Genomic DNA, 24,390 nt, shown 5'->3' on the forward strand with positions numbered 1-24,390 from the left:
GCGGCCCGGGGCGTACCGGGAAGTGGCGGTCCGGCGATGCGGCGGCCCGGGGCGTACCGGGAAGTGGCGGTCCGGCGATGCGGCGGCCCGGGGCGTACCGGGAAGCAGCGGTCCGGGGATGCGGCGGCCTCGCGCCGGCGGGCTGGTTAGGCTGCGTGCATGACGACTCCCGCGCCGCAGGACCTGCCCCTGCTGGAGGCCCTGCACTCGACCCCGGCCCGTCGCTACCTGTCGGCCGATCCGATCGACGACGACGTCGTCCGCGCCATCCTGGACGCCGCGATCCGTGGGCCGTCGGCCGGTAACGGGCAGTTCTGGGCGTGGATCGTGGTGCGCGATCCGGAGGTCAAGAAGCAGATCGCCGGGTGGTACCGCCAGGGGTGGGAGCGCCACTACGGCTCCCGCCGGGAGGAGATCCTGAACTCGCCGGACGGGCCGATGAGCAGCCGCAGCTTCCTGGCCGCCGACCACCTCGCCAACCACATCGAGGAGGCGCCGGTCTGGATCGTCCCGGTGGTGCTCGGCGCGGCGGCGTCGAAGAATCCGCGGCTGGGCTCGTCGATCTACGGTGCGGTGCAGCAGCTGATGCTGGCAGCGCGTGCCTACGGTGTCGGGTCGACGCTGACCACGTTGCACATCGGGCACGAGGAGGACGTCCGGAAGCTGCTCGGGCTCCCGGACGACGCGCTGACCATGGCGATCGTGCCGCTCGGCTATCCGGCCAAGGGCCGCTGGGCGCAGCCGAAGCGGCGGCCGCTGGACGAGGTCGTCTTCTTCGAGAAGTACGAGCAGCGGTAAGGCGCCGGCCGGCTCAGTTGTCGCGGCAGCGCAGGGCGGGGACGGCGGCGTCCGCGTCGTGCAGCGGGAGGTCCTGGCTGCAGATCCGGCCGGGGATGCTCACCTCGACCGTCAGCTTGCCGCTCTCGCTCGTGGCCGCGAGCGTGGTGCGCGCGATGCCGTCGGCGCCGGCCGGTGCCAGAGAGCGGCCGAGGATGAGCTTGGTGCCGTCGAAGGCGTAGCCGTCGAGTTCGACGTCCATCGGCCGGCCGGGGTCCAGGCCGGGCATGACGACCTGGACGGTGACCCCGCCCGGGTCGCCCTGGCCGGTGGTCTGTGCGCTGATCTGCGGGGTGCCGGGCGTCCAGGCCGGGCCGGGCGCCGTCCGCCCGGAAGCCACCACCAGGCCGGACGCGGTGATCAGGAGCAGGCCGCAGACGCTCAGGAGCCCGGCGGCGGCGGTGCCGCCGGTCGAGCGTCGCCGGGTCAGCGACAGAAGTCCGCTGAGCACCGCGGCGGCGACCGCCAGGGCCGCGGCCCCCACGCCGATCCCGGCGAGGATCTTGGTGATGACGGTGTCCGCCTGGCTGAGCGCGAGCCACAGGCCGGTGCCGGTGACGGCCAGCCCGAGCAGGCCGATCGCCGCGTTCACCGGTCCGGTGTCCCGGATCCGGTCAGCGCCGGTGTCATGCTGATTTTCGGTCATCGGCTCGCCCCCGTGGTTTCGGTGTTCGCCCCAGGCCGCCGCGGGCTTGCTGGGTCAGCGGAGGATGCCACAAATCCGGGAATTCCTCACGGGTGCGTTCGCATAATCACTAACGGTCGCTCAGCCGGTGATCCAGGCCAGCGCCGTCCCGGCCGGCGTGCTGAGCAGGAGGTGGGCGCCCGCCCCGGCCGCCCGGCCGAACGGGATCTGCCAGCTCTGCGCGACCCCGGCGTGCAGCGTCCGCGCACCCCGGCTGGCCCTCTCGAGCACCGGCGTGCTCTCCGCCCCGTCCGCGGACCGCATCCGCACCGCGGCCGGGCCGAACTCCCAGGTCCCGCGCAGCACCCGCACCGAGACCTGCACCGCGAACCCGGAACCGGCCGCCACCTCACGGACCGTCACCCGGGCCGCGAGTTCGGGCGTACGCAAATCCTGTCCTGATCCCATCGGCCGTGCCGGGCCGGCCGCGACCGTGGGTGCAGCGCTCTCGGGCGCGGACAGCGGTCGCGCCCGGACCGCCGTCGGGTGCGGCGCCGAACAGCCGGCGAGGGTAACCGCGAGCAATCCACCGATCACAAGGCGCATGTGTCCATCCAACCTGGACTGTGGAGTTCCGCAACCGCACCGCCGAGTGAAAGAAGGTCAACATCCCGACTGTGGGGCCGGGCGGCGCCCCCTTGCCCGCCGCCCGGCCCCAGCTCTCAGACGGCCACCTCGGCGAGCATCGGGCGGACCAGGCCGGCGAACTCGTCCGGCCGTTCGATCTGCGGCATGTGGCCGGTGTCGGGGAACAGGTGCGACTTCGCGTGCGGGAACGCCGTGCGGGCCGCGGCCAGGTGGGTACTCGGCAGGATCATGTCCCGGTCGCCCCAGACGATCATGGTCGGCTTGACCTGAGCGGCCAGCGAGTCCAGCAGCGACGTGCGCCAGGCCGGCGCCACGCCGCGGAAGCCGCCGAGCGCCTTGGCGATCTCCAGGTAGACCGGGGCGAAGTCCGGCTGCTTGGCGATCTTGATGGCCATCGCCACCCGTTCCGGGGTGACCAGGGCCCGGTCGCGGAACAGGGTCCGTTCCACCCGCGGCGCGGACACCTTGTTGATGTTGCGCAGCATGGTCCGGCCCAGGCCGGGCAGGGCCAGCACGCGCAGCGCCCAGGTCACCTCCTTGCCGAACCCGGCGCTGTTCACCAGGGTCAGCGTGCACACCCGCTCCGGGGCGGCGGCCAGCATGGTCATCGAGACCGCGCCGCCCAGCGAGTTGCCCATCAGGTGCACCGGCCGGGTCTCGCCGAGCGCGTCCAGCGTCGCCCAGACCCCGTCGGCCAGGACCGGCAGCGTGGTCGGCGCGGGCAGCCGCTGGGACAGCCCGAAGCCCGGCATGTCGATGCTGATCACCCGGTACCCGTCGTCGAAGCGGGAGTGCTGCAACGACCAGTCCTCCAGGCTGCGGCCGATGCCGTGCAGCAGGATCACGGGCGGGGCGTCCGGGTCGCCGGTCTCGTGGTAGCGGATGCGGCTGTCGCGTACCGTCACGTAGTTCATCGCCCCGCACCGACCTTGGGTCGCGTCGCGGCCTTGACCGTGGCGGCGGCCAGCGACCGCATGACGTTGGCGGTGATGACCGGCGCGATGCGGGCGAAGAGGTCCGGGCCCTTCGCGTTCGCCGCGATCAGCAGCCGGGCCTTGCGCCGGGCGACCGCGCGCAGGATCTGCTCGGCGGCCTTGTCGGCGGGGTAGCTCAGCAGCGAGGCGAACAGCTTGCGGGTCGGCGCGACCTCCGACTCCGGTACGCCGGTGCCGATCAGCGCGCTCTCCGCGATCCGGGTGCGGATGCCGCCCGGGTGCACGGTGGTGACCCCGATCCCGTTCTCGAACAGCTCGCCGCGCAGCGACTCGCTCAACCCGCGCAGCGCGAACTTGCTCGCGCAGTACGCGCTCTGCCCGGGCGGCGCGATCAGCCCGAACAGGCTGGACACGTTGACCAGGTGACTGCCCCGGTCCAGGCTCGGCAGCAGCGCGTGGGTGAGCAGCAGCGGAGCCCGGAAGTTGACGTTCAGCACCTGCTCGAACTGGTCCATGCCGACCTGGTCGAACCGGCCGCCGAGGGCGATCCCGGCGTTGTTGATCAGCAGGCCGATCGACGGGTGCTCGGCGCGGATCCGGGTGGCCAGCGCCTCGACGGTGGAGCGGTCGGCGAGATCGGCGACGATCGTTCGGACGTCGAGGGCGGGGTGCGCGCCGCGGATCCGGGACGCGACCGGATCCAGCCGGGCCGCGTCGACGTCGACCAGGACGAGGTCGCTGCCGCGCTGGGCCAGGCCGTAGGCGAGCTGTTCGCCGATGCCGCTGGCCGCGCCGGTGAGCACGGCGGTGCGACCGGCGAACCGGTAGGGATCAAGACGGGCCATTCAGACCACCTCGGTGTGGGGGACGGGAGCGGGAACGGTGTGCGGGACGAAGGTCATGTCCTGGGTGACGTCGGCGCGCGGGGTGGAGACCACGTCGCGCAGGTAGTTCTGCCGGACCAGCCACGGGTCCCGGTCGCCCTGACGCGGGAACTTGTCCAGCGCCCGCTGGACGTACCCGGAGGAGAGGTCGAGCAGGGGGCGGCCGGCGCCGGCGGGCTGGGTCGGGGTGGCGACGGCGTAGCCGTGCCGCTCCATGTGGTCGAGCAGCTTGAGCACGTACCGGGTGGAGAGATCGGCACGCAGCGTCCAGGAGGCGTTGACGTAGCCGATGCAGTAGGCCAGGTTCGGCACGCCGGAGAGCATCAGCCCGCGGTAGGCAGAGAGCCGGCCGAGATCGACCGGGGTCCCGTCGACGCTGACCTGGACCCCGCCGACCGGCAGCAGTGACAGTCCGGTCGCCGAGACCACGATGTCGGCCTCCAGGACCTTGCCGGACTTGAGCCGGATGCCCTCCGGGACGAACGCGTCGATGTGGTCGGTGACGACCGAGGCCCGGCCGGAGCGGATGGTGGTGAACAGGTCGCCGTTCGGGATCACGCAGAGCCGCTGGTCCCACGGCTCGTAGTGCGGCTTGAAGTGCTCCTCGACGTATCCGGGGTTCTTGAGGAACCGGCCGGCCAGGCCCTGGAGGACCTTGCGGACCTGCTTCGGGCGTTTGCGCGCGACCTGGTAGAAGACCTGGGTGACGAAGACGTTCTTGGCGCGGGCCACCCGGTTCGCCGCCCGGGCGGGCAGAACCCGGCGGGCCACGTTCGCGATCAGGTCCTTGTTGGGGAGCGGGATCACGTAGGTGGGGGAGCGCTGGAGCATGGTGACGTGCTCGGCGTCGGAGGCCATGGCCGGGACCAGGGTGACGGCGGTGGCGCCGCTGCCGATCACGACGACGCGCTTGCCGGTGTAGTCGAGGTCCTCGGGCCAGAACTGGGGGTGGACAAGCCGGCCCCGGTAGTCGTCGAGTCCGGGGAAGTCGGGTTGGTAACCCTCCGCGTAGTTGTAGTAGCCGGCACACGCGTACAGAAATTTGGCGGTGTAGATATCGCCTTTTTCCGTTTTCAGCGACCAGCGGGCGGTCGACGAGGACCACTCGGCGCTGACTACTTTCGCGTTGAAACGGATATTTTTCGAGATGCCCGACTCGTCGGCCGTCTCCTGGATGTACCGGCGGATCTTGTCGCCGGACGCCAGCGACTCCGGCTCCCGCCACGGCCGGAACGGATAGGACAGCGTGAACATGTCCGAATCGGATCGGACCCCGGGATAGCGGAACAGGTCCCAGGTGCCGCCGATCGCGTCCCGCGCCTCGAGGATCGCGTAGGTGTCCCGCGGCCGCTGCCGCTGCAACCGCCACGCCGCGCCGATCCCGGACAACCCGGCGCCGATGATCAGTACGTCGACGTCATTCACCGGCCACCACCGGGAACCACGGGGGAGTGCCGGCCCCGGTGATCCGGACGCCGCCCCACGGGTCGGGCTCGCTGAGCTTCACCGCGGTCTCCGGCGCTCCGGGGATCGCGATGGTGGCCTTCCGCAGTCCGCTGCTGACGCGTTCCCGCAGGTCGTCCACCGGGTTCGTGCGCCCGGCCCAGCGGAACCGGCCCTCGATCGGCTCGAAGTGCGCGGACATCCGCACCTCGACCGGGACCGGGCCGTCGTCCAGCATCAGCGTGGCCGGTCCCCGGTACTCCTCCTCGTCCGTCATGCGTTCGCCCACCCTTCTTGTTGAGCTGCCAGGCCACCGGGCATGTCCGCGGCGCGGCTGATGCCGGCGACGCCACCCCAGAGGAACGTCGTCAGGTACTCGCCGAGCGCCTCGCGGCTGATCGGTTGCTGCTGCCGGAGCCACCAGTCGCCGACCGACTGGACGTAGCCGACGACGCCGTACGCCCACGGCAGCGAGGCGCCGGAGTCGAGCCCGCGGGCCCGCAGCCGGTCGCCGAAGATCCGGGCCAGACCGCTGGCCACGGTGTCCATCACGTCGGCGACCACGTCGCGGTGCCGGGCGATGTCGGGTTGGTGCACGACGAACCGGTACAGGTTCAGATCGCCCTCGATGTGCGCCAGGTAGACGTCGATGGCCGCGGCGATCGCGGCCCGCTCCTCGCGGACCTCGGCGACCGCCGGGATCATCGCCTCCAGGACCATCGCCCCGGCGGCCTGCCCGACCGCGAGCCACAACTCGGACTTGTCGGCGAAGTATCTGTAGAGAACGGGTTTGCTCACGCCGGCGTGCGCGGCGATCGCCTCCATGCCGATCTCCGGCCCGTGCTGCCGGATCGCCTCTATCGCCGCCGCGGTGAGTTCGGTGCGGCGCTGCTCGCGATGACCGTCCCATCGATTGCGGCGACCGTCGGTGTTGACGGGTGGAGTGACCGAGTTCATAGTACTAGAAGTAACTGTTACCCCGGGTAACGTCAAGTACCTGAGGCTCCTGGAGGCCGCCATGACGACAGTGACCCCGCCTGACCGGGACCGCACCGCCACCCGGCTGCTGCGGTCCTCAGCCGAGCACTCCTACGACCCGGAGATCGAGATCGACTGGGACGCCCCGTTCGTCGAGGGCAAGTACTTCGTCCCGGAGCACCGGTCCAGCCTCTACGGCACCGCCCTCTGGGACCGCCTGACGGTGGAGCAGCGGATCGAGCTCACCAAGCACGAGGTGGCCAGCATCGCCGGCCTCGGCGTCTGGTTCGAGACGATCCTGATGCAGCTGCTCATCCGCGGATATTTCAAGCAGGACCCGACCGCCGCGCACGCCCAGTACGGCCTCACCGAGATCGCCGACGAGTGCCGCCACTCGATCATGTTCGGCAAGATGATCGGCCGCCTCGGCACCCCGGTCTACCGCCCGCACGGCCTCGACCGGCACCTGGGCAACTGGATCGCGCACACCGCCACCGGCCCGCGGATGTTCGCCGCCATCCTGATCGCCGAGGAGATCCTGGACACCCTCCAGCGCGAGGCGATGGCCGACGAGAGCGTGCAGCCCCTGGTCCGGATGGTCTCCCGCATCCACGTGGTCGAGGAGGCCCGGCACGTCCGCTTCGCCCGCGAGGAGCTGGCCCGCCAGATCCGCGTCGCCGGCAAGTCCCGGCTCGCCTTCGACAAGATCGTCATCGCCCGCGCGGCGTACCTGACCGGCACCCGCCTGGTCGACCCGCGCGTCTACAAGGCGGTCGGCATCGACCCCGAGGAGGGGCGGCGGGCGGCCCGCGCCAACCCGTACCACCGCGAGACCATGCGCTGGGCAGGCGAGCGGATCGTGGGATATCTGTCCGATCTCGATCTGATCGGCGGCGGCCCCGCCAAGTCCCTCTGGAAGGCGAGCGGGCTTCTCTCGCACTGATTTCCGTGCGGCCTTCCGCGCCGCTCGCTTCCGGTCTTTCTCTCCGCCTCGATCGTCCCGGGTGACCGGTCCGGGGCGCGTCCGGCCCGCGTCCTCCGAAGGCGCGGGCCGGTGCGTTTCCCGATCAAGATCTTCATTTACGCGGGCCCGCCCGGGTACGGATCGCATGCTCCCGCGCGGGCCGGGCGGCCTGATCTGGCCGCTGACGCGTCCAGGGCGATCAGCCCACCCTTCACTGTCCGCGGGTGGTTCCGGAGATCAAACCCCGGCTGGTCCTCAGCGCCCTATCCCACTCCCGGATAGGGCCACCAGGTCCAGCCCGACACTCCTCGGCTGGTCCTCGGCGCCCTATTCCGCTCTGGGATAGGGCCACCAGGTCCAGCCCGACACTCCTCGGCTGGTCTTCAGCGCCCTATGCCACGCTCGGATAGGGCCACCAGGTCCAGCCGGACGCTCCTCGGCTGGTCTTCAGCGCCCTATGCCACGCTCGGATAGGGCCACCAGGTCCAGCCCGACACTCCTCGGCTGGTCCTCAGCGCCCTGGGCAGACGCGGGATCGGGTCAAGCGGCTTGACATTCCTGGCACATGGGATGTCTTCGCTGTCCGCGGGTGGTTCCGGAGATCAAAACCCGAAACCCGGCTGCGGCATCCCGGCCCGAAAATGGCGCGCGCGGTGGAGCGGGACCGTCGAAGATCCACGGGCATGGAAGAGCTGACGTATGGCCGGGCCGCACTGCTCCACGCCTACGTTGCCGCGGATGGCGGCAACGGCCTCGGCGACTACGGGTCCGAGTCGGAGTCCTACGACGGCGCCTTGCGGGCGCACCACCGGGCGATGCTCGACGGCCTCCAGCGGCTCTTCGCGATCGAACTGACCTTCGAGGGCATGCCGGATCAGCGCGCCAGGGTGCTCTTCATGCTGTTCCGATCCACGGCCGGCTCCCTGAACCGGCTGACCACCCCGTGGTCCGGCTTCCTGGAGGCCGGCTTGCTCCATCGTCACCTCGACGACACCGGCGACGCGGGCGCCCGCGTCTACGAAGCCAGCCACCGGATCGCCACCCGCACCGACGAGAACCGCCAGGACCACCTGGCCATCCTCGACGATCTGCTCACCGTCATCCTCGGTGAGCGCGCCGAGGCCCGCTTCACCGAGTCGGACCTGCGAGCCCTCGGCATCGACCCGCAGCCACCGGACGTGGCCGACTTCGACGACCTCGACGGCTACTGATCCGCTCGACCGGCTCCGGCGCCGGTTCGTGTGGCGGCGGCTCCGGAGTGCCGGTCCGGGTGGCGGCGTGAGGGACGTCGCTCGGGTGCGGGACGGTTTCAGCTTGGTTGCCGGTTGCGGGCGACGAGCGGGGGAGCGCCACCAACCGACGGGCGGATCCAAGGCGGCCGAAGGGCGGTGGGCCGGGTGTGCGGCGGCGTGCGAGATTGACGCCCGACGTATGCCGGGTGGGGAGAGGGATCGATGGACGACGCGCTGGTGGCCTACAACGCCGGACGGGTGGACGGGGCCGCCGGATTCCGCGACCCGCAGATCGCCGAGGACCCCGAGGTCGGCCCCGACTACCGGGTCGGCATCCTGGACGGCCGGATCGCCGCCTTCCACATGCTCAACGAACTGCGCGGCATCCTCGGCGTCACCGATTCGCTCTTCGAGCACCCCGACGACCCCCGCTGACCGCTCCGGGGCGGCTGTGCGGAAACCCCGCGGTGCCACCGGTGACCGCGAGGGCGGCCTCCCACGGACGCATCCGCCATCGGTGTCCCTCCGCCACCAGCCGAGTGTCAGGTCGCCGCTGATCCCGGCATTCCGGAGCGCGGCACGAGCGGTGTGTTCTGCTTCACCGGTGAGCGGGGACCTGCTGGAGGACCATGAGGTGCGGCGGGGGCCCTGTTCAGGAGCCCGGCCCGGCAAATGATCATGGGGGTCACACGGCCGGAGCGCGAGAAGTGACGCGGCGTTATCGGGCCGGAAACATTCGGGTGGCGGGCCCGAAACCAGGTCTGGGGACTCTTGCAGCGGAAACGGTGACACAGGATGGAGACCGGATGACCGAGGGTGCACTGGCCGGCTTCACCGTGGCGGTCACCGCGGAGCGGCGCCGCAGCGAGATGACCGCGCTGCTGGAGCGGCGCGGTGCCCGCGTGGTCGGCGCGCCGACGATCACCATCGTGCCGCTGATCGACGACGACGCGCTGCGCGCGGCGACCGAGGCCTGCATCGGGCTGGAGCCGCACATCGTGGTGGCGACCACCGGGTTCGGGTTCCGGGGCTGGCTGGAGGCGGCCGAGGGCTGGGGCCTGGGCGACGCGCTGCGCCTGTCGCTGCGCGGCGCGGCGATCATCGCCCGTGGGCCGAAGCCGTGCGGGGCGATCCGGGCGGCCGGGCTCAGCGAGGACTGGGCGGCCAAGACCGAGGCGTCCGAGGAGGTGCTGGAGCGGCTGCTCAGCGACGGCGTGGCGGGGCGCCGGATCGTGGTGCAGGAGCACGGCGAGCCGCAGACCGAGTTCGTGAACGCGTTGCGCTCGGCCGGTGCCGCGGTGGTCGAGGTGCCGGTGTACCGCTGGGCCTTCCCGCCCGACATCGCCCCGGTGCGCCGGCTCGCCGAGCAGGTCGCGGCCGGGCAGATCGACGCGGTCACGTTCACCAGCGCGCCGGCGGTGAAGGCGTTCCTCCAGGTCGCCGGCGAGATCAACGCCGACGTGGCGGGCGCGTTCCGGGACAAGACGCTGGCCGCCTGCGTCGGGCCGGTGACCGCGGCGCCGCTGGCCGACCTGGACGTCCCGGTGGTGATGCCGGAGCGGTACCGGCTCGGCGCCCTGATCAAGACGGTCACCGACGAGCTGCCCCGCCGGGCGGTGCGGCTGGCCGTGGCCGGTACCACGCTGGAGGTGCGCGGGCACGCGGTGCTGATCGACGGTGTTCCGCACGCGCTCGCCCCGGCCGCGATGGCGATCCTGGCGTCGCTGGCCCGCCGGCCGGGCGCCGTGGTCTCCAAGGATCAGCTGGCGGCGGCGCTGCCGCGCGGCAACGACGGGCACGCGGTGGACGTCGCGGTGGCCCGGCTGCGGGCCGCGCTCGGCTCCGGCAAGCACATCGAGACGGTCATCAAGCGCGGCTACCGCCTCCGGGTGGACGAGGCCGCCTGACCGAGCACCGCGGGCGCCGGTGTGGGGGGCGCCGTCCGGGTTTTCCGTCTCCACCCGCGGGCGTCGCCCTTGCGGGCTTCGCGTTCTGGCCGCGCCAGCGGCCTGCGAAGCCCGGAAGGGTCCCTGGCGGGAGCGACGATCAGTGATCAGCGCGGATCCGAGTCACCATGAATTTGATCTCAGATCGGGAGGGCCTGATGTCTACTTTGATCGCTGTTGCGCACGGGACGCGGTCGGCGACCGGGCGTCGGGAGGTGCGGGAGCTCGCCGCCGCGGTGGCGCGCCGCCGCCCCGGCCTGGACGTGCGGCTGTGTTACGTCGACGTGCAGGAGCCGAAGGTGGCCGACGTCGTCCCGGCCGTGACCGACGCGGTCGTCGTCCCGCTGCTGCTGTCCTGCGGCTATCACGTCCGGGTCGACATCGCCGAGGCGGTGGCCGGCACCGGCATCCCGGTGACCGCGCCGCTCGGACCGGACCCGGTGCTGCTCGCGAGCCTGACCCGTCACCTGCCGGAGGCCGACGCCGTGGTGCTGGCCGCCGCCGGATCCTCCGACCCGGGCTGGCGCGCCGATGTGGAGGGCGTCGCCGCGCAGCTGCCCGGGCAGGCCCGGATCGCCTACGTCTCCGGCACCGGGCCGCGCGTCCCGGACGTCGTCGCCGAGCTGCGGGCCGCGGGCGCGAAGCGGATCGCGATCGCCGCCTACCTGCTGGCCGACGGACTGTTCTACCGCTCGTTGCACGACGCCGGCGCGGACACGGTCACCCCGCCGCTGTGCCACGACGGTGCGGTCGCCGACCTGGTCCTGGGTCGATTCGACGGCGCGCTGGTTAACTGCGGGAAACAGGTCCTCACAACCGCCGGCAGCCCCTTGTAGTCACATCGGTGGCACCGCGGTTGTGGGGTTTTCCGAACAACAGCGTCACCGCAAGTGGTCGTCGGGGTTAACGCCGGGCCGACAGAGTTCCTCTCGTGACGGCGACCCAGACGCATTGCCCCTACTGCGCTTTGCAGTGCGGGATGACGCTGACGCCCGAGATCCCTCGGGTGCGGCTCGAGCCGGCCGATTTCCCGGTCAACCGGGGCGGCCTGTGCGCCAAGGGCTTCACCGCGGCGGACCTGCTGGACCATCCGGACCGGCTGCTGACGCCGCTGGTCCGCAAGGAGCCCGGCAACCGGGAGTCTCCGCTGCGGGAGGCGTCCTGGGAGGAGGCGTACGAACGGATCGTCACGGCGATCCGGGACAGCCAGGCCCGGTACGGCAACGACAGCGTCGGCGCCTTCGGCGGGGGCGGGCTGACCAACGAGAAGGCGTACGCCCTCGGCAAGTTCGTCCGGGTCGCCCTGCGCTCCTCGGCGATCGACTACAACGGCCGGTTCTGCATGTCGTCGGCGGCGACGGCGGCGAACCGGGCGCTGGGCATCGACCGCGGCCTGCCGTTCCCGCTCGCCGACCTGGCGCAGGCGCGGACCGTGCTGCTGGTCGGGGCGAACCCGGCGGACGCCATGCCGCCGTCCATGCAGTACCTGGACGCCGGCCGGGCCGCCGGCGCCAAGCACATCGTGGTCGACCCGCGGCGCACGAACACGGCCAACGGCGCGTACCTGCACCTCCAGCCGCTGCCCGGCACGGACCTGGCGCTGGCGAACGGCCTGCTGCACATCGCGATCAGGGAGAACCTGGTCGATCTCGGCTTCGTCGGGGCCCGGACCGAGGGCTTCGCGGCGGTCCAGAAAGCGGCCAACTCCTACTGGCCGGAGCGGGTCGAGCGGATGACCGGCGTCCCGGAGGCCCAGCTGCGCGAGACCGTGCGGCTGCTGGCCACCGAGGGCCCGTCGATGATCCTCACCGCCCGCGGCGCCGAGCAGCACAGCAACGGCACCGACACCGCACAGGCGTGGCTCAACCTGGCGCTCGCGCTCGGCCTGGTCGGCAGACCCTTCTCCGGGTACGGCACGATCACCGGCCAGGGCAACGGGCAGGGCGGCCGCGAGCACGGGCAGAAGGCCGACCAGCTGCCCGGATATCGCCGGCTGGACGACCCCGCGGCGCGAGCGCACGTCGCCGCGGTGTGGGGTGTCGACCCCGGCGAACTCCCGCAACCGGGGCGTTCGGCGTACGAAATGATCTCCGGAATCCAGGAGGAGGGCGGCGTCCGGGTTCTCCTGGTGCTGGCCAGCAACCTGGTGGTGTCCGCCCCGCACAGCAACCACGTGGTGGACAAGCTGCGCGCCCTCGACTTCCTGGTGGTCTCCGACATCTTCCGGTCGGAGACCGCGGAGCTGGCCGACGTGGTCCTCCCCACCGCCCAGTGGGCGGAGGAGGAGGGCACGATGACCAACCTGGAGGGCCGGGTCATCCGGCGCAAGAGGGCGCTGCCGCCCCCGCCGATGGTCAAGACCGACCTGACGTTCCTCACCGAGCTGGCCGGTCGGCTCGGCCGCGGCGAGTTCTTCACCGACGAGCCGCGCGCGGTCTTCGAGGAACTGCGCCGGGCCAGCGCCGGCGGTGTCGCCGACTACGCGGGCATCAGCTACGAGCGGATCGAGGCGTCGAACGGGGTCTTCTGGCCCTGCCCCAGTGAGGACCATCCGGGGACGCCGCGGCTGTTCGCCGACGGTTTCCCCACGGCCTCCGGCCGGGCGAGATTCATCCGGGTCGAGCATCGCGATCCGGCCGAGGTCCCGGACCGGAGTTTCCCGTACGTCCTGACCACCGGCCGCAACATGCAGCAGTACCAGAGCGGCAACCAGACCAGGCGGGTGAAGGCGCTCACCGTGGCGTTGCCCGAAGCCCGCGCCGAGATCCACCCCGACCTCGCCCGCCGGCACGGCATCGCCGACGGTGACCTGGTCGTTCTCCGCAGCCGCCGAGGCGTCGCGACGTTGCGCGCCCGGCTCTCCGACGGCATCCGCCCGGACACGGTGTTCGCGCCGTTCCACTGGCCCGGCGCGAACGCGCTGACCGATCCGGCCCTGGATCCGCACTCCAAGATGCCCGCTTTCAAGGTGTGCGCGGTCGCCATCGCGCGTGCCGGCGCACCAGAAGGGACCGACCAGTGACTCAGCGTTTGGTGGTAATCGGCAACGGCATGGCGGGCGCCCGCACGGTCGAGGAGATCCTCGCCCGCAACGGGGACTTCACCGTGACGATGTTCGGGGACGAGCCGTACGGCAACTACAACCGGATCATGCTGTCCAACCTGCTCGCCGGGGTGGAGACCGAGGAGGGCATCTTCCTCAACGATCTGGCCTGGTACTCCGAGAACGGCATCACGCTCAACGCCGGCGTCAAGGTCGAGCGGATCGACGCGAAGAACAAGACGGTCCACGACAGCAACGGGGTGGTCACCCCGTACGACAAGCTGATCATCGCGACCGGCAGCTACTCGTGGACGCCGCCGATGAAGAACGTGCACAACCCGAAGCGCGGCTACCACCAGGGCGTCTTCGCCTTCCGGACGCTCGACGACACGCGCGGCATGATCCGTTACGCCCGGGACCACGAGCGCGCGGTCGTGATCGGCGGTGGCCTGCTCGGCCTGGAGGCGGCCCGCGGCCTGCAGAACCACGTCAGCCACGTGACCCTGCTGCACGCCATGGGCCACCTGATGGAGCGCCAGCTCGACCCGAAGGCCGGGCAGATGTTGCAGGCCAGCGTCGAGGGCAAGCTGGGCATCAAGGTGATCACCAACGCGATGACCACCGAGATCCTCGGCAAGGACCGGGTCACCGGGGTCAAGCTCGCCGACGGCACGGTCATCGAGTGCGACGTCGTGGTGATCGCCGCGGGCATCCGGCCGAACACCGAGATGGCGGCGAACAGCGGTCTGCCGGTCGAGCGCGGCATCGTGGTCGACGACCAGATGCGCGTCGAGGGCCAGCCGGACATCTACTCGGTCGGCGAGTGCGCCCAGCATCGCGGCAGCCTGTACGGCCTGGTCGCGCCCCTGTGGGATCAGGCGAAGGTGCTCGCCGACCACATCACCGGCACCACCGACGTCGCGTACACCGGCTCGAAGCTGTCGACCAAGCTCAAGGTGGCCGGCATCGACGTCGCCTCGATGGGCCTGATCGCCCCGGAGCACGACACCGACGAGGTGGTCGTCTACAACGAGCCGAAGAAGGGCGTCTACAAGCAGCTCATCATCCGCGACGACGTGCTGGTCGGCGCGGTGCTGGTCGGCGACAACAGCAAGGCGGCGTCGCTGATCCAGGCCTTCGACCGGGGCACCGCCCTCCCCGAGGAGCGCGCCGGGCTGATCTTCGACATCGGCGGCCCGGCCGGTGAGGTGCCGCCCGCCGAGATGGCCGACGACGCGCAGGTCTGCAACTGCAACGGCGTCAGCAAGGGCGCCATCTGCGGCGCGGTCTCCGCCGGCTGCAAGACGGTCAGCGGCGTGATGGACTCCACCCGGGCCGGCAAGGGCTGCGGCACCTGCAAGCCGCTCGTGCAGCGGATCGTCGAGTGGGCCAACGGCGGCGCGGCCGAGGAGGACCCGGCGGCGTCGTGGTACGTCCCCGGCGTCCCGATGCCGAAGCCCGAGCTGATGGCCGCGATCCGCAAGTACGAACTCAAGAGCGTCTCGTCGGTCTTCGACAAGCTGGTCCCCGGCGGCGAGCACGACGCGAAGAGCAAGATGGGCCTCGCGTCGCTGCTCAAGATGATGTGGGCCGACCAGTACATCGACGAGCGGGACGCCCGGTTCATCAACGACCGGGTGCACGGCAACATCCAGAAGGACGGCACCTTCTCGGTGGTCCCGCAGATGAAGGGCGGCGTCACCACCCCGGCCGAGCTGAAGCGGATCGCCGAGGTCGCCGAGAAGTACAACGTCCCGATGGTCAAGCTGACCGGCGGGCAGCGCATCGACCTGCTCGGGGTGCCCAAGGAACAGCTCCCGGCGATGTGGGCGGACCTGGACATGCCGTCCGGCTACGCGTACGCCAAGAGCTTCCGCACCGTGAAGACCTGCGTCGGCTCGGACTTCTGCCGGTTCGGCGTCGGTGACTCGACCGCGCTGGGCATCGCGATCGAGGAGCGGTACCAGGGGCTGGAAGGTCCCGGCAAGATGAAACTGGCCGTCACCGGGTGCCCGCGGAACTGTGCCGAGGCGTACGTCAAAGATCTTGGTGTGGTCGCGATCGACGGCGGCAAGTGGGAGATCTACGTCGGCGGCGCGGCCGGCGCCCACATCCGCAAGGGCGACCTGCTCGTCACGGTCGACTCGGCCGAAGAGGTCATCAAGCTGACCGGCCGGTTCCTGCAGTACTACCGGGAGAACGCCAACTGGCTGGAGCGGACCTACGCGTTCGTCCCGCGGATCGGCATCGACCGGATCCGGGAGATCGTCATCGACGACGCGGACGGCATCGCTTCTCGGTTGGACGCGGCCGTCGACGAGGCCGTGCAGTCGTACAAGGACCCCTGGAAGGAGCGGGCCGAGCCGGCCACGCCCGGCCAGTTCCGTACCTCCCTTCCCCTGACCGTTCTCCCCCAGGTTCCGGTGCGCGCATGAACACTCTGTCCCTGACCAACCTCGGCCCGGTCACCGACATCCCGCTGGGCGAGGGACGTACCTACGCCGTCGACGGCGACATGATCGCGGTTTTCCGCCTGCGCAACGGCTCCCTGCGCGCCGTCTCGGCGGTCTGCCCGCACAAGGGCGGCCCGCTGGCCGACGGGCAGATCGACAACTCGATCGTCGTCTGCCCCCTCCACCTGTTTGCTTGGGACCTCGCCACCGGGTGTTCCCAGTCCGGACAAGCCCCGATCAGCGTCTACCCGGTCCGGGAAGACGACGGTCAGATCCTTCTGGGAGAGTGACATGACCGCGACCATTCCGACGATTGAGACCACCCGGCCTGCCGCCAGAACGCTGCGCGGCCACTGGATCGACGACTGGAACCCCGAGGACCGCACGTTCTGGGCGAACGGCGGCGAGAAGATCGCCAAGCGCAACCTGTACTTCTCGATCTTCTCCGAGCACATCGGCTTCTCGGTGTGGTCGCTGTGGTCGGTGATGGTGCTCTTCCTCGGCCCCGCCTACGGCTTCGACCCGGCGCAGAAGTTCCTGCTCACCGCGGTGCCCACGCTGATCGGCGCGCTGCTGCGGATCCCGTACACGTTCGCGGTGGCCCGGTTCGGCGGCCGCAACTGGACGATCATCAGCGCGTCGCTGCTGCTCATCCCGGCCGGGCTGGCGGCGTTCATGATCAAGCCGGGGATCGAGTTCAACACGCTGCTGCTCATCGCGGCGACCGCCGGCGTCGGCGGCGGCAACTTCGCCTCCTCGATGGCGAACATCAACGCCTTCTTCCCGGAGCGCCGCAAGGGGTGGGCGCTCGGCTTCAACGCCGGCGGCGGCAACATCGGCGTCGCCACCGTGCAACTGGTCGGCCTCTTCGTCCTCGCGGTCTTCGGGGCCGGCAACCCGGGCATCGTGGCCGGCATCTACATCCCGTTCATCGTGATCTCCGCGGTCTGCTCGGCGTTCTGGATGGACAACCTGTCCCAGGCCCGCAACGAGAAGCGCGGCATGCGTGACGCCCTCCGCGAGTCGCACACCTGGGTCATGTCGCTGCTCTACATCGGCACGTTCGGTTCGTTCATCGGCTTCGGCTTCGCGTTCGGCCAGGTGCTGCAGGTGCAGTTCGCCACCCAGTTCAACACCCCGATCAAGGCCGCGTACCTGACCTTCCTCGGCCCGCTGCTGGGCTCGCTGATCCGGCCGCTCGGCGGGGCGCTCGCCGACCGGCTCGGCGGCGCGAAGGTCACCTTCGTCAACTTCCTGGCCATGGGGGTGGGCGCCGGCGTCGTCTTCGTCGCCGCGCAGCAGCGGTCGCTGCCGCTCTACATCGGCGGCTTCATCACCCTGTTCGTCCTGAGCGGGCTGGGCAACGGCTCGACCTACAAGATGATCCCGGCGATCTTCAAGGCGAAGTACGCCGGCGACGCCCACCAGGCGCGGCGGATCTCCGGCGCGGTGATCGGCATCGCCGGCGCCGTCGGCGGCATCGGCGGGGTGCTGGTCAACCTGGCCTTCCGTCAGTCCTTCCTGACCTACAAGGACGCGGACGCGGCGTACCTGGCCTTCATCGGGTTCTACGCGCTCTGCGTGGTGGTGACCTGGGTGGTCTACCTGCGGCCCGGCGCCCGCAAGACGATCGCCGTCTGACCCTCGGCTCCGCTCACGGCGGCCCGGTGCGCTCGCGCACCGGGCCGCACTTCTTGTCCGCCACTGCGGTTGACGCTCGGTGAATCCTGAATGAGCTGCGGAAATGCCTTGTCGATCAACGTTCATCGAAGATCGAATTGCACGCGGGTCACCTGATCGTGTTCGTGTGTCGCCAACCCGAAAGGCGCCCGATCCATATGATCAGTTTGTCCGAAATTACCTTTCTTACCGAAAAGGTGATCCCATGAATAAGCTGATGCGCACTGTCGCGATGTCCGGCCTGGCGGTCGCCGCAGGCCTCGCGATCGGGGCCGGTCCGGCCGCCGCGTCGACCGGCTCGGCCGCGACCCCGCAGCCGTCCGCCAAGGCCTCGGCCACCGAGAAGGCCCCGGCCAAGTCCTGGTCCCGGGACCGCATCGTCGGGTTCTACCGCAGCCCGATGACCTGCCACCGGATCGGCCGGATCGGCGAGTGGCGTGACCAGTGGGAAGACCACGACTGCATCCCGATCCGGCGCGGCTTCCACCGCGGCGACTGGATGCTGAAGGTCTACTACGGCTGGGCCGGCCCGGGTGGCTTCCACGACCGTGACCACCGGGGTCCGGGTGGCTTCGACGACCACCGCGGTCCGGGCGGGTTCGACGACCACGACGGCCCGGGCCACGGTCCGTGGAAGAAGAACTGAGAAACGCTTCTCTCGGCCGAGGGCCGCATCCATCGAGGATGCGGCCCTCGGCCGTTTCAGGACATCTTTCGGTACGCCCGGAACGGCGCCCGCCGCCATTCCGCCGGCCTTTTATCCCGCCCATGTTTAACGTCCGGCAAATTCGGAAATATCCTACTTTTTCTGTTTCATTCTGGCCGAATGGCCGATGGGGTATCCGTCGGCTGGAGCCGCGGGCGCGGCGCGTCGTCTCCGTGGTCATTCGCCGGCAGCCGGGGTTACTTCAGCGGGCGGGCAGCCCGCTTTACTTCAGCGGGCGGCGCCCCCAGAGGACCAGGCCGGTCAGCAGCATCGCGGCCCCGAGCGTGACCATCCCGAGCGCGACGGCGGTGCGCGCACCGCCGCTCAGATGGGAGGCGACGATCCAGCCGCCGTGCACGTCCAGGACCAGCACCAGCAGCCCCTGCGGGAGCACCGGGACCCACCCCGCGGTCAGCAGGATCAGCGCCCAGGCGGTCGCGCGGTTGTCCCGGTACCACTGCGGGTCCCAGGTGAGCGGGACCGCCGGTGGCGGCGGCGCGCTCCGGTCACCCGCGGCGGCCAGGACCTCGGTGCCGCGCCGGGCGAGCCGGTCGTCGGCCAGCCACAGCGCGCCACGCCCCACCGCGATCCCGGCGACCAGCCCGGCCACCGGCGCGAGCCAGCGCAGGCCGTGCGGTCCCCACGCCACCAGGGCGAACGCCGGAACCGCCGCGACCAGCGGACCGGCCATCGCGAGCAGCACGCTGACGATGTCGGTCGGGTTGTCGGCCGCTGTCGGGTGCCGGGCGTCGAGCACCGGCTTGACCCGCAGCAGCGCGACCCAGACCGGGGTGGTCGCCCCGGCGCCGAGCAGGGCGGGCAGCACGGCGAGCGCGGGGAGCGGGTCTGCACCGGGTGCGATCAGGATCCCGGCGACGGTCAGCACCAGGCCGATCGGGACCGCGAGGAGCAGCCAGGCCAGGGCCCGGCCGCGGGTCTCGACGGCCGGCCCGCCGGGAGTGAGCAGCGGGATCCACAGGGCGGTGCCGTCCAGGCCGACCAGGCTCGCGGACATCGCGGCCGCCCAGAGCACGGCGAGCGGGCCGGCCCAGGGCGCCAGCAGGTCGACGTGGGCGAGCAGCGGCAACGTGGCGAGGAGCAGGCCGTAGACGACGGCGAAGGTGAGGTATTGCAGGCGCAGGGGATGGCGTACCCAAGAGAGCAGCTCGCGGACCGTGACCGCGCCGAGCGGCGTGGTGCCGATGGCGGTCCGGGCGGCGGTCGGGGTTCCGGTCGTGCTTCCGGCCGTTTTTCCGGTCGTGCTCCCGGAGTCGCTTCCGGAGGCGCTTCCGGTCGTGCTCCCGGGGGCGCTTCCGGTCGTGCTCCCCGCCGCGGGCCCGGCCGCGCTCCCAGCCCGCCCTCCCTGGGGGCGCCCCCGCCGGTCAGTGTGCCCGGAAAGTGCGGGCTTCACCGAGCCCCCTGTGGACAACCCGCCACTGTGCACAGCCCGCGCCCCGCGTGGCCGGAACGGCGCCCCGGCCGCCAGCACCCGCCTGACCTGCGCCGCATACCCGCCGATCAGCAGCCCGGCCAGCGCCGCCAGCCCCAGCAGCAGCCCCGCCGCCTTCCCCGGACCGCCCGTCGCCGCCGCCAGCGGCCAGTCGCTGGGCACCCGTTCCAGCATCCCGAGGACCGCGACCGGCGGGCCGGTCACCAGCAGCGAGCCGATCCACGGCGCGACCGCCCACACCGACCCGGTGACACCCATCACCGCGCCGGTGAACGTGCCGGTGAGCACGGCGCCGACCGCTCCGGTGGAACGCCCGACCGCTTCGACCGCGACCGCGGACCCGGTCAGGCCGATCAGCCAGAGCAGGACCGCACCGCCGGCCGCGACCGCAGCCGGCCCGGGACCGTGCTGGACGGCGGCGTGCACCGGCAGCGACGACAGCGCGGCCAGCGACACGGCCGGGCCGATGCCGACCGCCGACGCGGCGAGCAGACCGGCGGTCATCGGGCCCGCGGTGATCGGTTCGAGCCTGAGCTGGGTGGGACGCAGCCGGCCGCGGGTGCCGCCGAGCAGCAGGGGCAGCACGATCCAGCCGAGCACCCACGCGCCGGTGAGGACGGCGAGCGTGTGCGGATTGCCGCGTACCGCGTACCGGATCAGCCAGGCGGCCGCGAGCAGACCGGCGATCGCCGCCACCATCGGCGCCGGGTTCTCGCGCAGCGCGCGCCGCAGCATCGTGGTCCGCATCCGGACCAGTGTCGTGACCGCCGCCGGCGGCGGGGTGCTCGCCGGCGACCTGACAACCGTGGCCGTCATCCGGCGATCAGCCAGCTCAGGTCGGCGGCGCCCGGGGCGTCCGCGCCGACCAGCTCGACGAACCGCTCCTCCAGGCCGGCCTCGCCGGCCACCTCGGCGACCGGGCCGGCCGCCACCACCCGGCCCTGGTGGATCACCGTGAGGTCGTCGCACATCTGCTCGACCAGCAGCATCGAGTGGGTGGAGAGCACCGTCGTGCCGCCGCCGGCGACGAAGCGGCGCAGCACCCGGCGGATCGCCGCCGCGGACACCGGGTCGACCGCCTCGAACGGCTCGTCCAGCACCAGCAGGCGCGGCGCGTGCAGCAGCGCCTGGGCCAGCCCGACCTTCTTGCGGGTGCCGGTGGAGCAGTCGGCGAGCGGCGTGGCGGCGCCCTTGGCCAGGCCGAGCACCTCGATCAGCTCCGCGATGCGAGTCCGCGGGGAGGTGACGCCGCGCAGCCCGGCGCAGTAGTGCAGCAGCTCCGCGCCGGTGAGCCGCTCCGGGAAGTCCAGGCCGTCCGGCAGCACGCCGGTCAGCGAACGGGCCCGCGTCCGGTCGGCCAGCGCGTCGCCGCCGAGCAGGCGGATCGTGCCCGCGTCCGGCGTGATCAGGCCGACCGCCATGCCGATCGTGGTCGATTTCCCCGCACCGTTCGGTCCCACGATGCCGTGGAACGTGCCCGGCCGTACGGTGAGATCGACGTGATCCACCGCTCGATAGGCCCCGAATGTCTTCGTCAGGCCACGGATTTCCAGAGCTGCCTCAGTCACTTGATCACCCTATGTAAATTCGTGACTGGCCGGGGTGCGGGTACGTGAGTGCCATTCTCATCTGGCAGGATCCGCCGCATGCTCGAACAAGAGCGCCGATGGCGCTGATTCTTCGGCGTGCGGCGGCAGCTCGGGGACTGCTCGCCGCGGCGGCCGCGGTCATGCTGGCCGCGGTGCTCCTGCTCACGGGGCTGACCGCGTACGCTTCCGCCTCGGCCGGCGCGGGCATCCGCGCCGCGGTCACGGCCGCTGACCCGGACGAACGCTCGGTGCTGGTGCGTGGCGCGCTCGGCACCGATCCGCAGGCGCGCGACAGGGCGGTCCGGGCCGCGTACGCCCCGGCACACGTCAGCAGCGTCCAGTACGGCTCCGGCTGGGCCGTGCGTGGCGCGACCGGCACGGCGGTCCCGGACGCGGACGGCATCGTCTACGCCTCGCTGGTCCGGCTCGACGACCTGCACGAGCACGCCGACCTGGTGGACGGCGCCTGGCCGGCCGGGAAGGACGAGGTGGCGCTGGCCCAGCCGGCCGCCACCGCGCTCGGGCTGACCGCCGGTCGCACGCTGGCGCTCACCGACCGGAACACCGGGCGTGCCGTCGCCCGCAAGGTCAGCGGCGTCTGGCGGCCGCGGGACTCGGCCGACCCGTACTGGCTGCTCACCCCGGACGTGTTCGCCGGGCACCTGCCGCAGACGGCGACCTACGGGCCGATCGTCGCCGGCGACCCGGCGTTCTTCACCGGGGCGTCCGGCGGCTGGCTGGTGCTGCCGGACCTCTCCGCGCCGACGCTGGACTCGGTCGGGCGTACGTCGGACCAGGCGGTCGCGACCAAGGCGAGCCTGCCGCGGACCTCGGGTCTGGGGACGTCGGCGACCGTGTCCACCGGCCTGCCGGAGCTGGCCGATCGCCTGACCAAGGCGGACCTGGTCCGGCGTTCCACCCTGGTCACCCCGATGCTGCTGGTGGTGGTCCTCGGCGGCTACGCGCTGTCCCTGGTCGCGCTGCTGCTGGCGGAGTCCCGGCGCGGCGAGACCGCGCTGCTGCGCGCCCGCGGCGCGTCCCGCCGCCAGCTCGCCGGCCTGGCCGCGGTCGAGGCGTGCGGGCTGGTGCTGCCGGGCGTGCTGCTCGGCCCGCCGCTCGCCGTGGCGCTGGCCCGGGTGCAGGAGCCCGGTGCCCGGCTCGACACCGGGATCTGGCTGGTCGCGGCCCTGGTCGGGGTCGGCGGCGTGCTCGCCCTGAGCCTGCCGGCGATGCGCCGCGGCGGCACCTACGTCGCGGAGACCGCCGGCCGCAAGCGCCTGTCGATGGTCCGCCGCGTCGGCCTGGACCTGGTCGTCGTCGCCCTGGCCGTGCTCAGCTGGCTCCAGCTGCGGCAGTACGCGGCACCCACCGGCGCCGCCGGCCTCGGCATCGACCCGCTGCTCGCCGCCGCGCCCACCCTCGGCGTGCTGACCGGCGCCGTCCTGGCGATCCGGTTGCTGCCGCCGGTGGCCCGGGCCGTGGCCGCCCGGCTGGACCGCAGCCGGGCCCGGTCCGCGCTGCTGGGCACCTGGCAGGCCGGCCGGCGCGCGCACGCCGGCCCGATGGTGATGCTCGCCCTCGCGGTGGCCGCGGCCACCGTCTCCTGGTGCCTGGCCGCCACCGCCCAGCAGTCCCGCATCGACCAGGCGGTTCAGCAGGCCGGCGCGGACCTGCGGCTGGTCGAGACCGGCGGGATCGCCCCGGCCGGCCGCGGCGATCAGCTGGCCGCGCTGCCCGGAGTACGCGCCGTGGCGCCGGCCTGGCGAGACTTCGTCCCGCTGGTCTCCGGCAAGGACCCGGCCGAGCTGGTCGCGCTGGACGCCGCGATCGGCCGGGACGTGGTCCAGGCCCGCGACGACGCCTTCGGCGCACCGGTCTCCGAGGTGCTCGGCAAGCTCGCCTCGGACGGCGGGCCGGGGGAGACCGGCACCCTGAAGCCGGGCCGGATCACCAGCTCCGCGCCGATCCGCACGGTCGCGGTCTTCACCGGCGGACGACGCGTCGACCTCGGTCTCAGCGATCGCGGGCATCCGATCACGTTCACCGCGAGCGGACCCGGCCTGCTCGGTTTCAAGGTCGCCGGTACCGGCCGCTGGAAGATCACCGGGCAGGACGGCGACTTTCAGGTGACCGACCAGGGGCATGCGCTGCTCTACCCGAGCCCCGAGGGTGCCTACCAGGTCACCGGCGGCCTGACGATGGCCTTCCAGGGCGCCTGGACCCCGGTGCCGATCGTGGTCACCGCGGGGGTGAAGGACGCCCTCGGGAAGGTCACGTTTCTCAACCTGGGCACCGGCGGGGTGCCGGTGAAGGTGGTCGCCGTGGTCAGCCGGGTCCCGGGCACCGCCGGCGGGCCGGCGATCCTGGCCGACCGGGCCGCGCTCGACGCCCGGCTCTTCGGTTTCGGCGTCGTGCACGACACCAGCGAGTGGTGGCTGAGCGGCACCGCGCCGGACCTCACCGGCCTGCCCGGACTGCGCGTGCTGGACCGGCGGGCGCTGGCCACGACCGGGGACGCGTACGGGACCGCGGCCCGGATCGCGCTCTTCGGCGCCGCGCTCGGTGCGATGCTGCTGGCCGCGGCCGGCATCGCGGCGGATGCCCGGGCCACCGCCCGGCACCGCTCGGTCGAGCTGGCCGTGCTGCACACCCTGGGCGCCGGGCCGCGGCTGCTGGCCCGCTCGCTGGTCGTCGAGCAGGCGCTGCTGGCCGGGCTCGGCGCGCTCGCCGGCCTCGGCGTCGGCCTGCTGGTCGCCACCACGATGGCTCCGCTGCTGGTGCTCACCCCGGCGGCCGGGCGCCCGGTGCCGGACGCGCTGCTGCAGATCCTCTGGGGCCGCACCCTGGGCAGCGCCGCCGTGCTGGTCGCGATCGCCCTGGCGGTCAGCGCCACCACCGCGCTGTCCGCCACCCGCCGGCTGCCGGCAACCCGCCTGCGACTGGGGGAGGACCAATGAGCGAGCTCGGGAGCGAATCG

Annotated in this window: 21 protein-coding genes; 12 read left to right on the forward strand and 9 right to left on the reverse strand. The window is 72.0% G+C overall.

The features are described from left to right. Positions 1–159: 159 nt before the first annotated feature. A complete protein-coding gene (locus Aiant_RS35335; RefSeq protein ID WP_189333968.1) occupies positions 160–798 on the forward strand; it encodes a nitroreductase family protein in 639 nt (212 codons plus the stop codon). A 13-nt stretch (positions 799–811) separates the two neighbouring features. On the opposite strand, the gene Aiant_RS35340 is transcribed toward Aiant_RS35335, so the two are convergent. The 7 genes from Aiant_RS35340 to Aiant_RS35370 form a co-directional block, all read right to left on the reverse strand. Then, complete coding sequence (locus Aiant_RS35340; RefSeq protein WP_189333969.1) at positions 812–1,483, reverse strand: hypothetical protein; 672 nt, start codon at positions 1,481–1,483, stop codon at positions 812–814. A 120-nt stretch (positions 1,484–1,603) separates the two neighbouring features. After that, positions 1,604–1,912 carry a hypothetical protein gene (locus tag Aiant_RS35345; protein WP_189333970.1) on the reverse strand — a complete coding sequence of 103 codons (309 nt, stop codon included), beginning with the start codon at positions 1,910–1,912 and terminating at the stop codon, positions 1,604–1,606. A 272-nt stretch (positions 1,913–2,184) separates the two neighbouring features. Continuing rightward, positions 2,185–3,024: an alpha/beta fold hydrolase gene (locus Aiant_RS35350; RefSeq protein WP_189333971.1), complete on the reverse strand. Its 840-nt coding sequence runs from the start codon at positions 3,022–3,024 to the stop codon at positions 2,185–2,187. After that, a complete protein-coding gene (locus Aiant_RS35355; protein WP_189333972.1) occupies positions 3,021–3,890 on the reverse strand; it encodes an SDR family NAD(P)-dependent oxidoreductase in 870 nt (289 codons plus the stop codon). The genes Aiant_RS35350 and Aiant_RS35355 overlap by 4 nt, the downstream gene beginning before the upstream one ends. After that, complete coding sequence (locus tag Aiant_RS35360; RefSeq protein ID WP_189333973.1) at positions 3,891–5,354, reverse strand: flavin-containing monooxygenase; 1,464 nt, start codon at positions 5,352–5,354, stop codon at positions 3,891–3,893. Next, on the reverse strand, positions 5,347–5,649 hold the full coding sequence (locus Aiant_RS35365) for a DUF4873 domain-containing protein (protein WP_189333974.1): 303 nt from the start codon (positions 5,647–5,649) through the stop codon (positions 5,347–5,349). Before Aiant_RS35365 ends, Aiant_RS35360 begins: the two co-directional genes overlap by 8 nt. Continuing rightward, positions 5,646–6,329 carry a TetR/AcrR family transcriptional regulator gene (locus tag Aiant_RS35370; RefSeq protein WP_189333975.1) on the reverse strand — a complete coding sequence of 228 codons (684 nt, stop codon included), beginning with the start codon at positions 6,327–6,329 and terminating at the stop codon, positions 5,646–5,648. Before Aiant_RS35370 ends, Aiant_RS35365 begins: the two co-directional genes overlap by 4 nt. Before the next feature lie 61 nt (positions 6,330–6,390). Here Aiant_RS35370 and Aiant_RS35375 point away from each other — a divergent pair, with 61 nt between their 5' ends. From Aiant_RS35375 to Aiant_RS35420, 10 genes are all read left to right on the forward strand, one after another. Further along, positions 6,391–7,293 carry an AurF N-oxygenase family protein gene (locus Aiant_RS35375; RefSeq protein WP_189333976.1) on the forward strand — a complete coding sequence of 301 codons (903 nt, stop codon included), beginning with the start codon at positions 6,391–6,393 and terminating at the stop codon, positions 7,291–7,293. 704 nt (positions 7,294–7,997) lie between these two features. Continuing rightward, on the forward strand, positions 7,998–8,525 hold the full coding sequence (locus Aiant_RS35380; protein WP_189333977.1) for a hypothetical protein: 528 nt from the start codon (positions 7,998–8,000) through the stop codon (positions 8,523–8,525). A gap of 243 nt (positions 8,526–8,768) precedes the next feature. Further along, the gene (locus Aiant_RS35385; RefSeq protein ID WP_189333978.1) at positions 8,769–8,981 is read left to right on the forward strand and encodes a hypothetical protein; all 213 of its coding nucleotides are present in this window, start codon (positions 8,769–8,771) and stop codon (positions 8,979–8,981) included. Between the two features lie 371 nt (positions 8,982–9,352). Next, positions 9,353–10,453, forward strand: coding sequence for a uroporphyrinogen-III synthase (locus Aiant_RS35390; protein ID WP_189333979.1), 1,101 nt, complete (start codon positions 9,353–9,355; stop codon positions 10,451–10,453). 197 nt (positions 10,454–10,650) lie between these two features. Next, positions 10,651–11,328, forward strand: coding sequence for a sirohydrochlorin chelatase (locus tag Aiant_RS35395; RefSeq protein ID WP_189333980.1), 678 nt, complete (start codon positions 10,651–10,653; stop codon positions 11,326–11,328). Positions 11,329–11,471: 143 nt separating this feature from the next. Next, positions 11,472–13,514 (forward strand): molybdopterin oxidoreductase family protein, encoded by a 2,043-nt coding sequence (locus tag Aiant_RS35400; RefSeq protein ID WP_229830855.1) that lies wholly within the window; start codon positions 11,472–11,474, stop codon positions 13,512–13,514. Continuing rightward, the gene (gene nirB, locus Aiant_RS35405) at positions 13,511–15,970 is read left to right on the forward strand and encodes a nitrite reductase large subunit NirB (protein ID WP_189333982.1); all 2,460 of its coding nucleotides are present in this window, start codon (positions 13,511–13,513) and stop codon (positions 15,968–15,970) included. The genes Aiant_RS35400 and nirB overlap by 4 nt, the downstream gene beginning before the upstream one ends. After that, entirely contained in the window at positions 15,967–16,278 is a 312-nt protein-coding gene (locus tag Aiant_RS35410; protein ID WP_189333983.1) for a Rieske (2Fe-2S) protein, read from the forward strand. The genes nirB and Aiant_RS35410 overlap by 4 nt, the downstream gene beginning before the upstream one ends. A gap of 1 nt (position 16,279) precedes the next feature. Next, complete coding sequence (locus tag Aiant_RS35415) at positions 16,280–17,629, forward strand: MFS transporter (protein ID WP_189333984.1); 1,350 nt, start codon at positions 16,280–16,282, stop codon at positions 17,627–17,629. 244 nt (positions 17,630–17,873) lie between these two features. Further along, complete coding sequence (locus tag Aiant_RS35420; protein ID WP_189333985.1) at positions 17,874–18,314, forward strand: hypothetical protein; 441 nt, start codon at positions 17,874–17,876, stop codon at positions 18,312–18,314. Between the two features lie 283 nt (positions 18,315–18,597). Here Aiant_RS35420 and Aiant_RS35425 read toward each other — a convergent pair whose 3' ends face one another. Together Aiant_RS35425 and Aiant_RS35430 are read right to left on the reverse strand one after the other, a co-directional pair. After that, positions 18,598–20,640, reverse strand: a complete 2,043-nt coding sequence (locus Aiant_RS35425; RefSeq protein ID WP_189333986.1) for a hypothetical protein — start codon at positions 20,638–20,640, stop codon at positions 18,598–18,600. Beyond that, on the reverse strand, positions 20,637–21,392 hold the full coding sequence (locus tag Aiant_RS35430) for an ABC transporter ATP-binding protein (RefSeq protein WP_189333987.1): 756 nt from the start codon (positions 21,390–21,392) through the stop codon (positions 20,637–20,639). The genes Aiant_RS35425 and Aiant_RS35430 overlap by 4 nt, the downstream gene beginning before the upstream one ends. Positions 21,393–21,490: 98 nt before the next feature. Here Aiant_RS35430 and Aiant_RS35435 point away from each other — a divergent pair, with 98 nt between their 5' ends. After that, a complete protein-coding gene (locus tag Aiant_RS35435; RefSeq protein WP_189333988.1) occupies positions 21,491–24,370 on the forward strand; it encodes an ABC transporter permease in 2,880 nt (959 codons plus the stop codon). The last annotated feature ends 20 nt before the right edge of the window (positions 24,371–24,390 follow it).

Source organism: Actinoplanes ianthinogenes, assembly GCF_018324205.1.
GTDB lineage: Bacteria > Actinomycetota > Actinomycetes > Mycobacteriales > Micromonosporaceae > Actinoplanes > Actinoplanes ianthinogenes.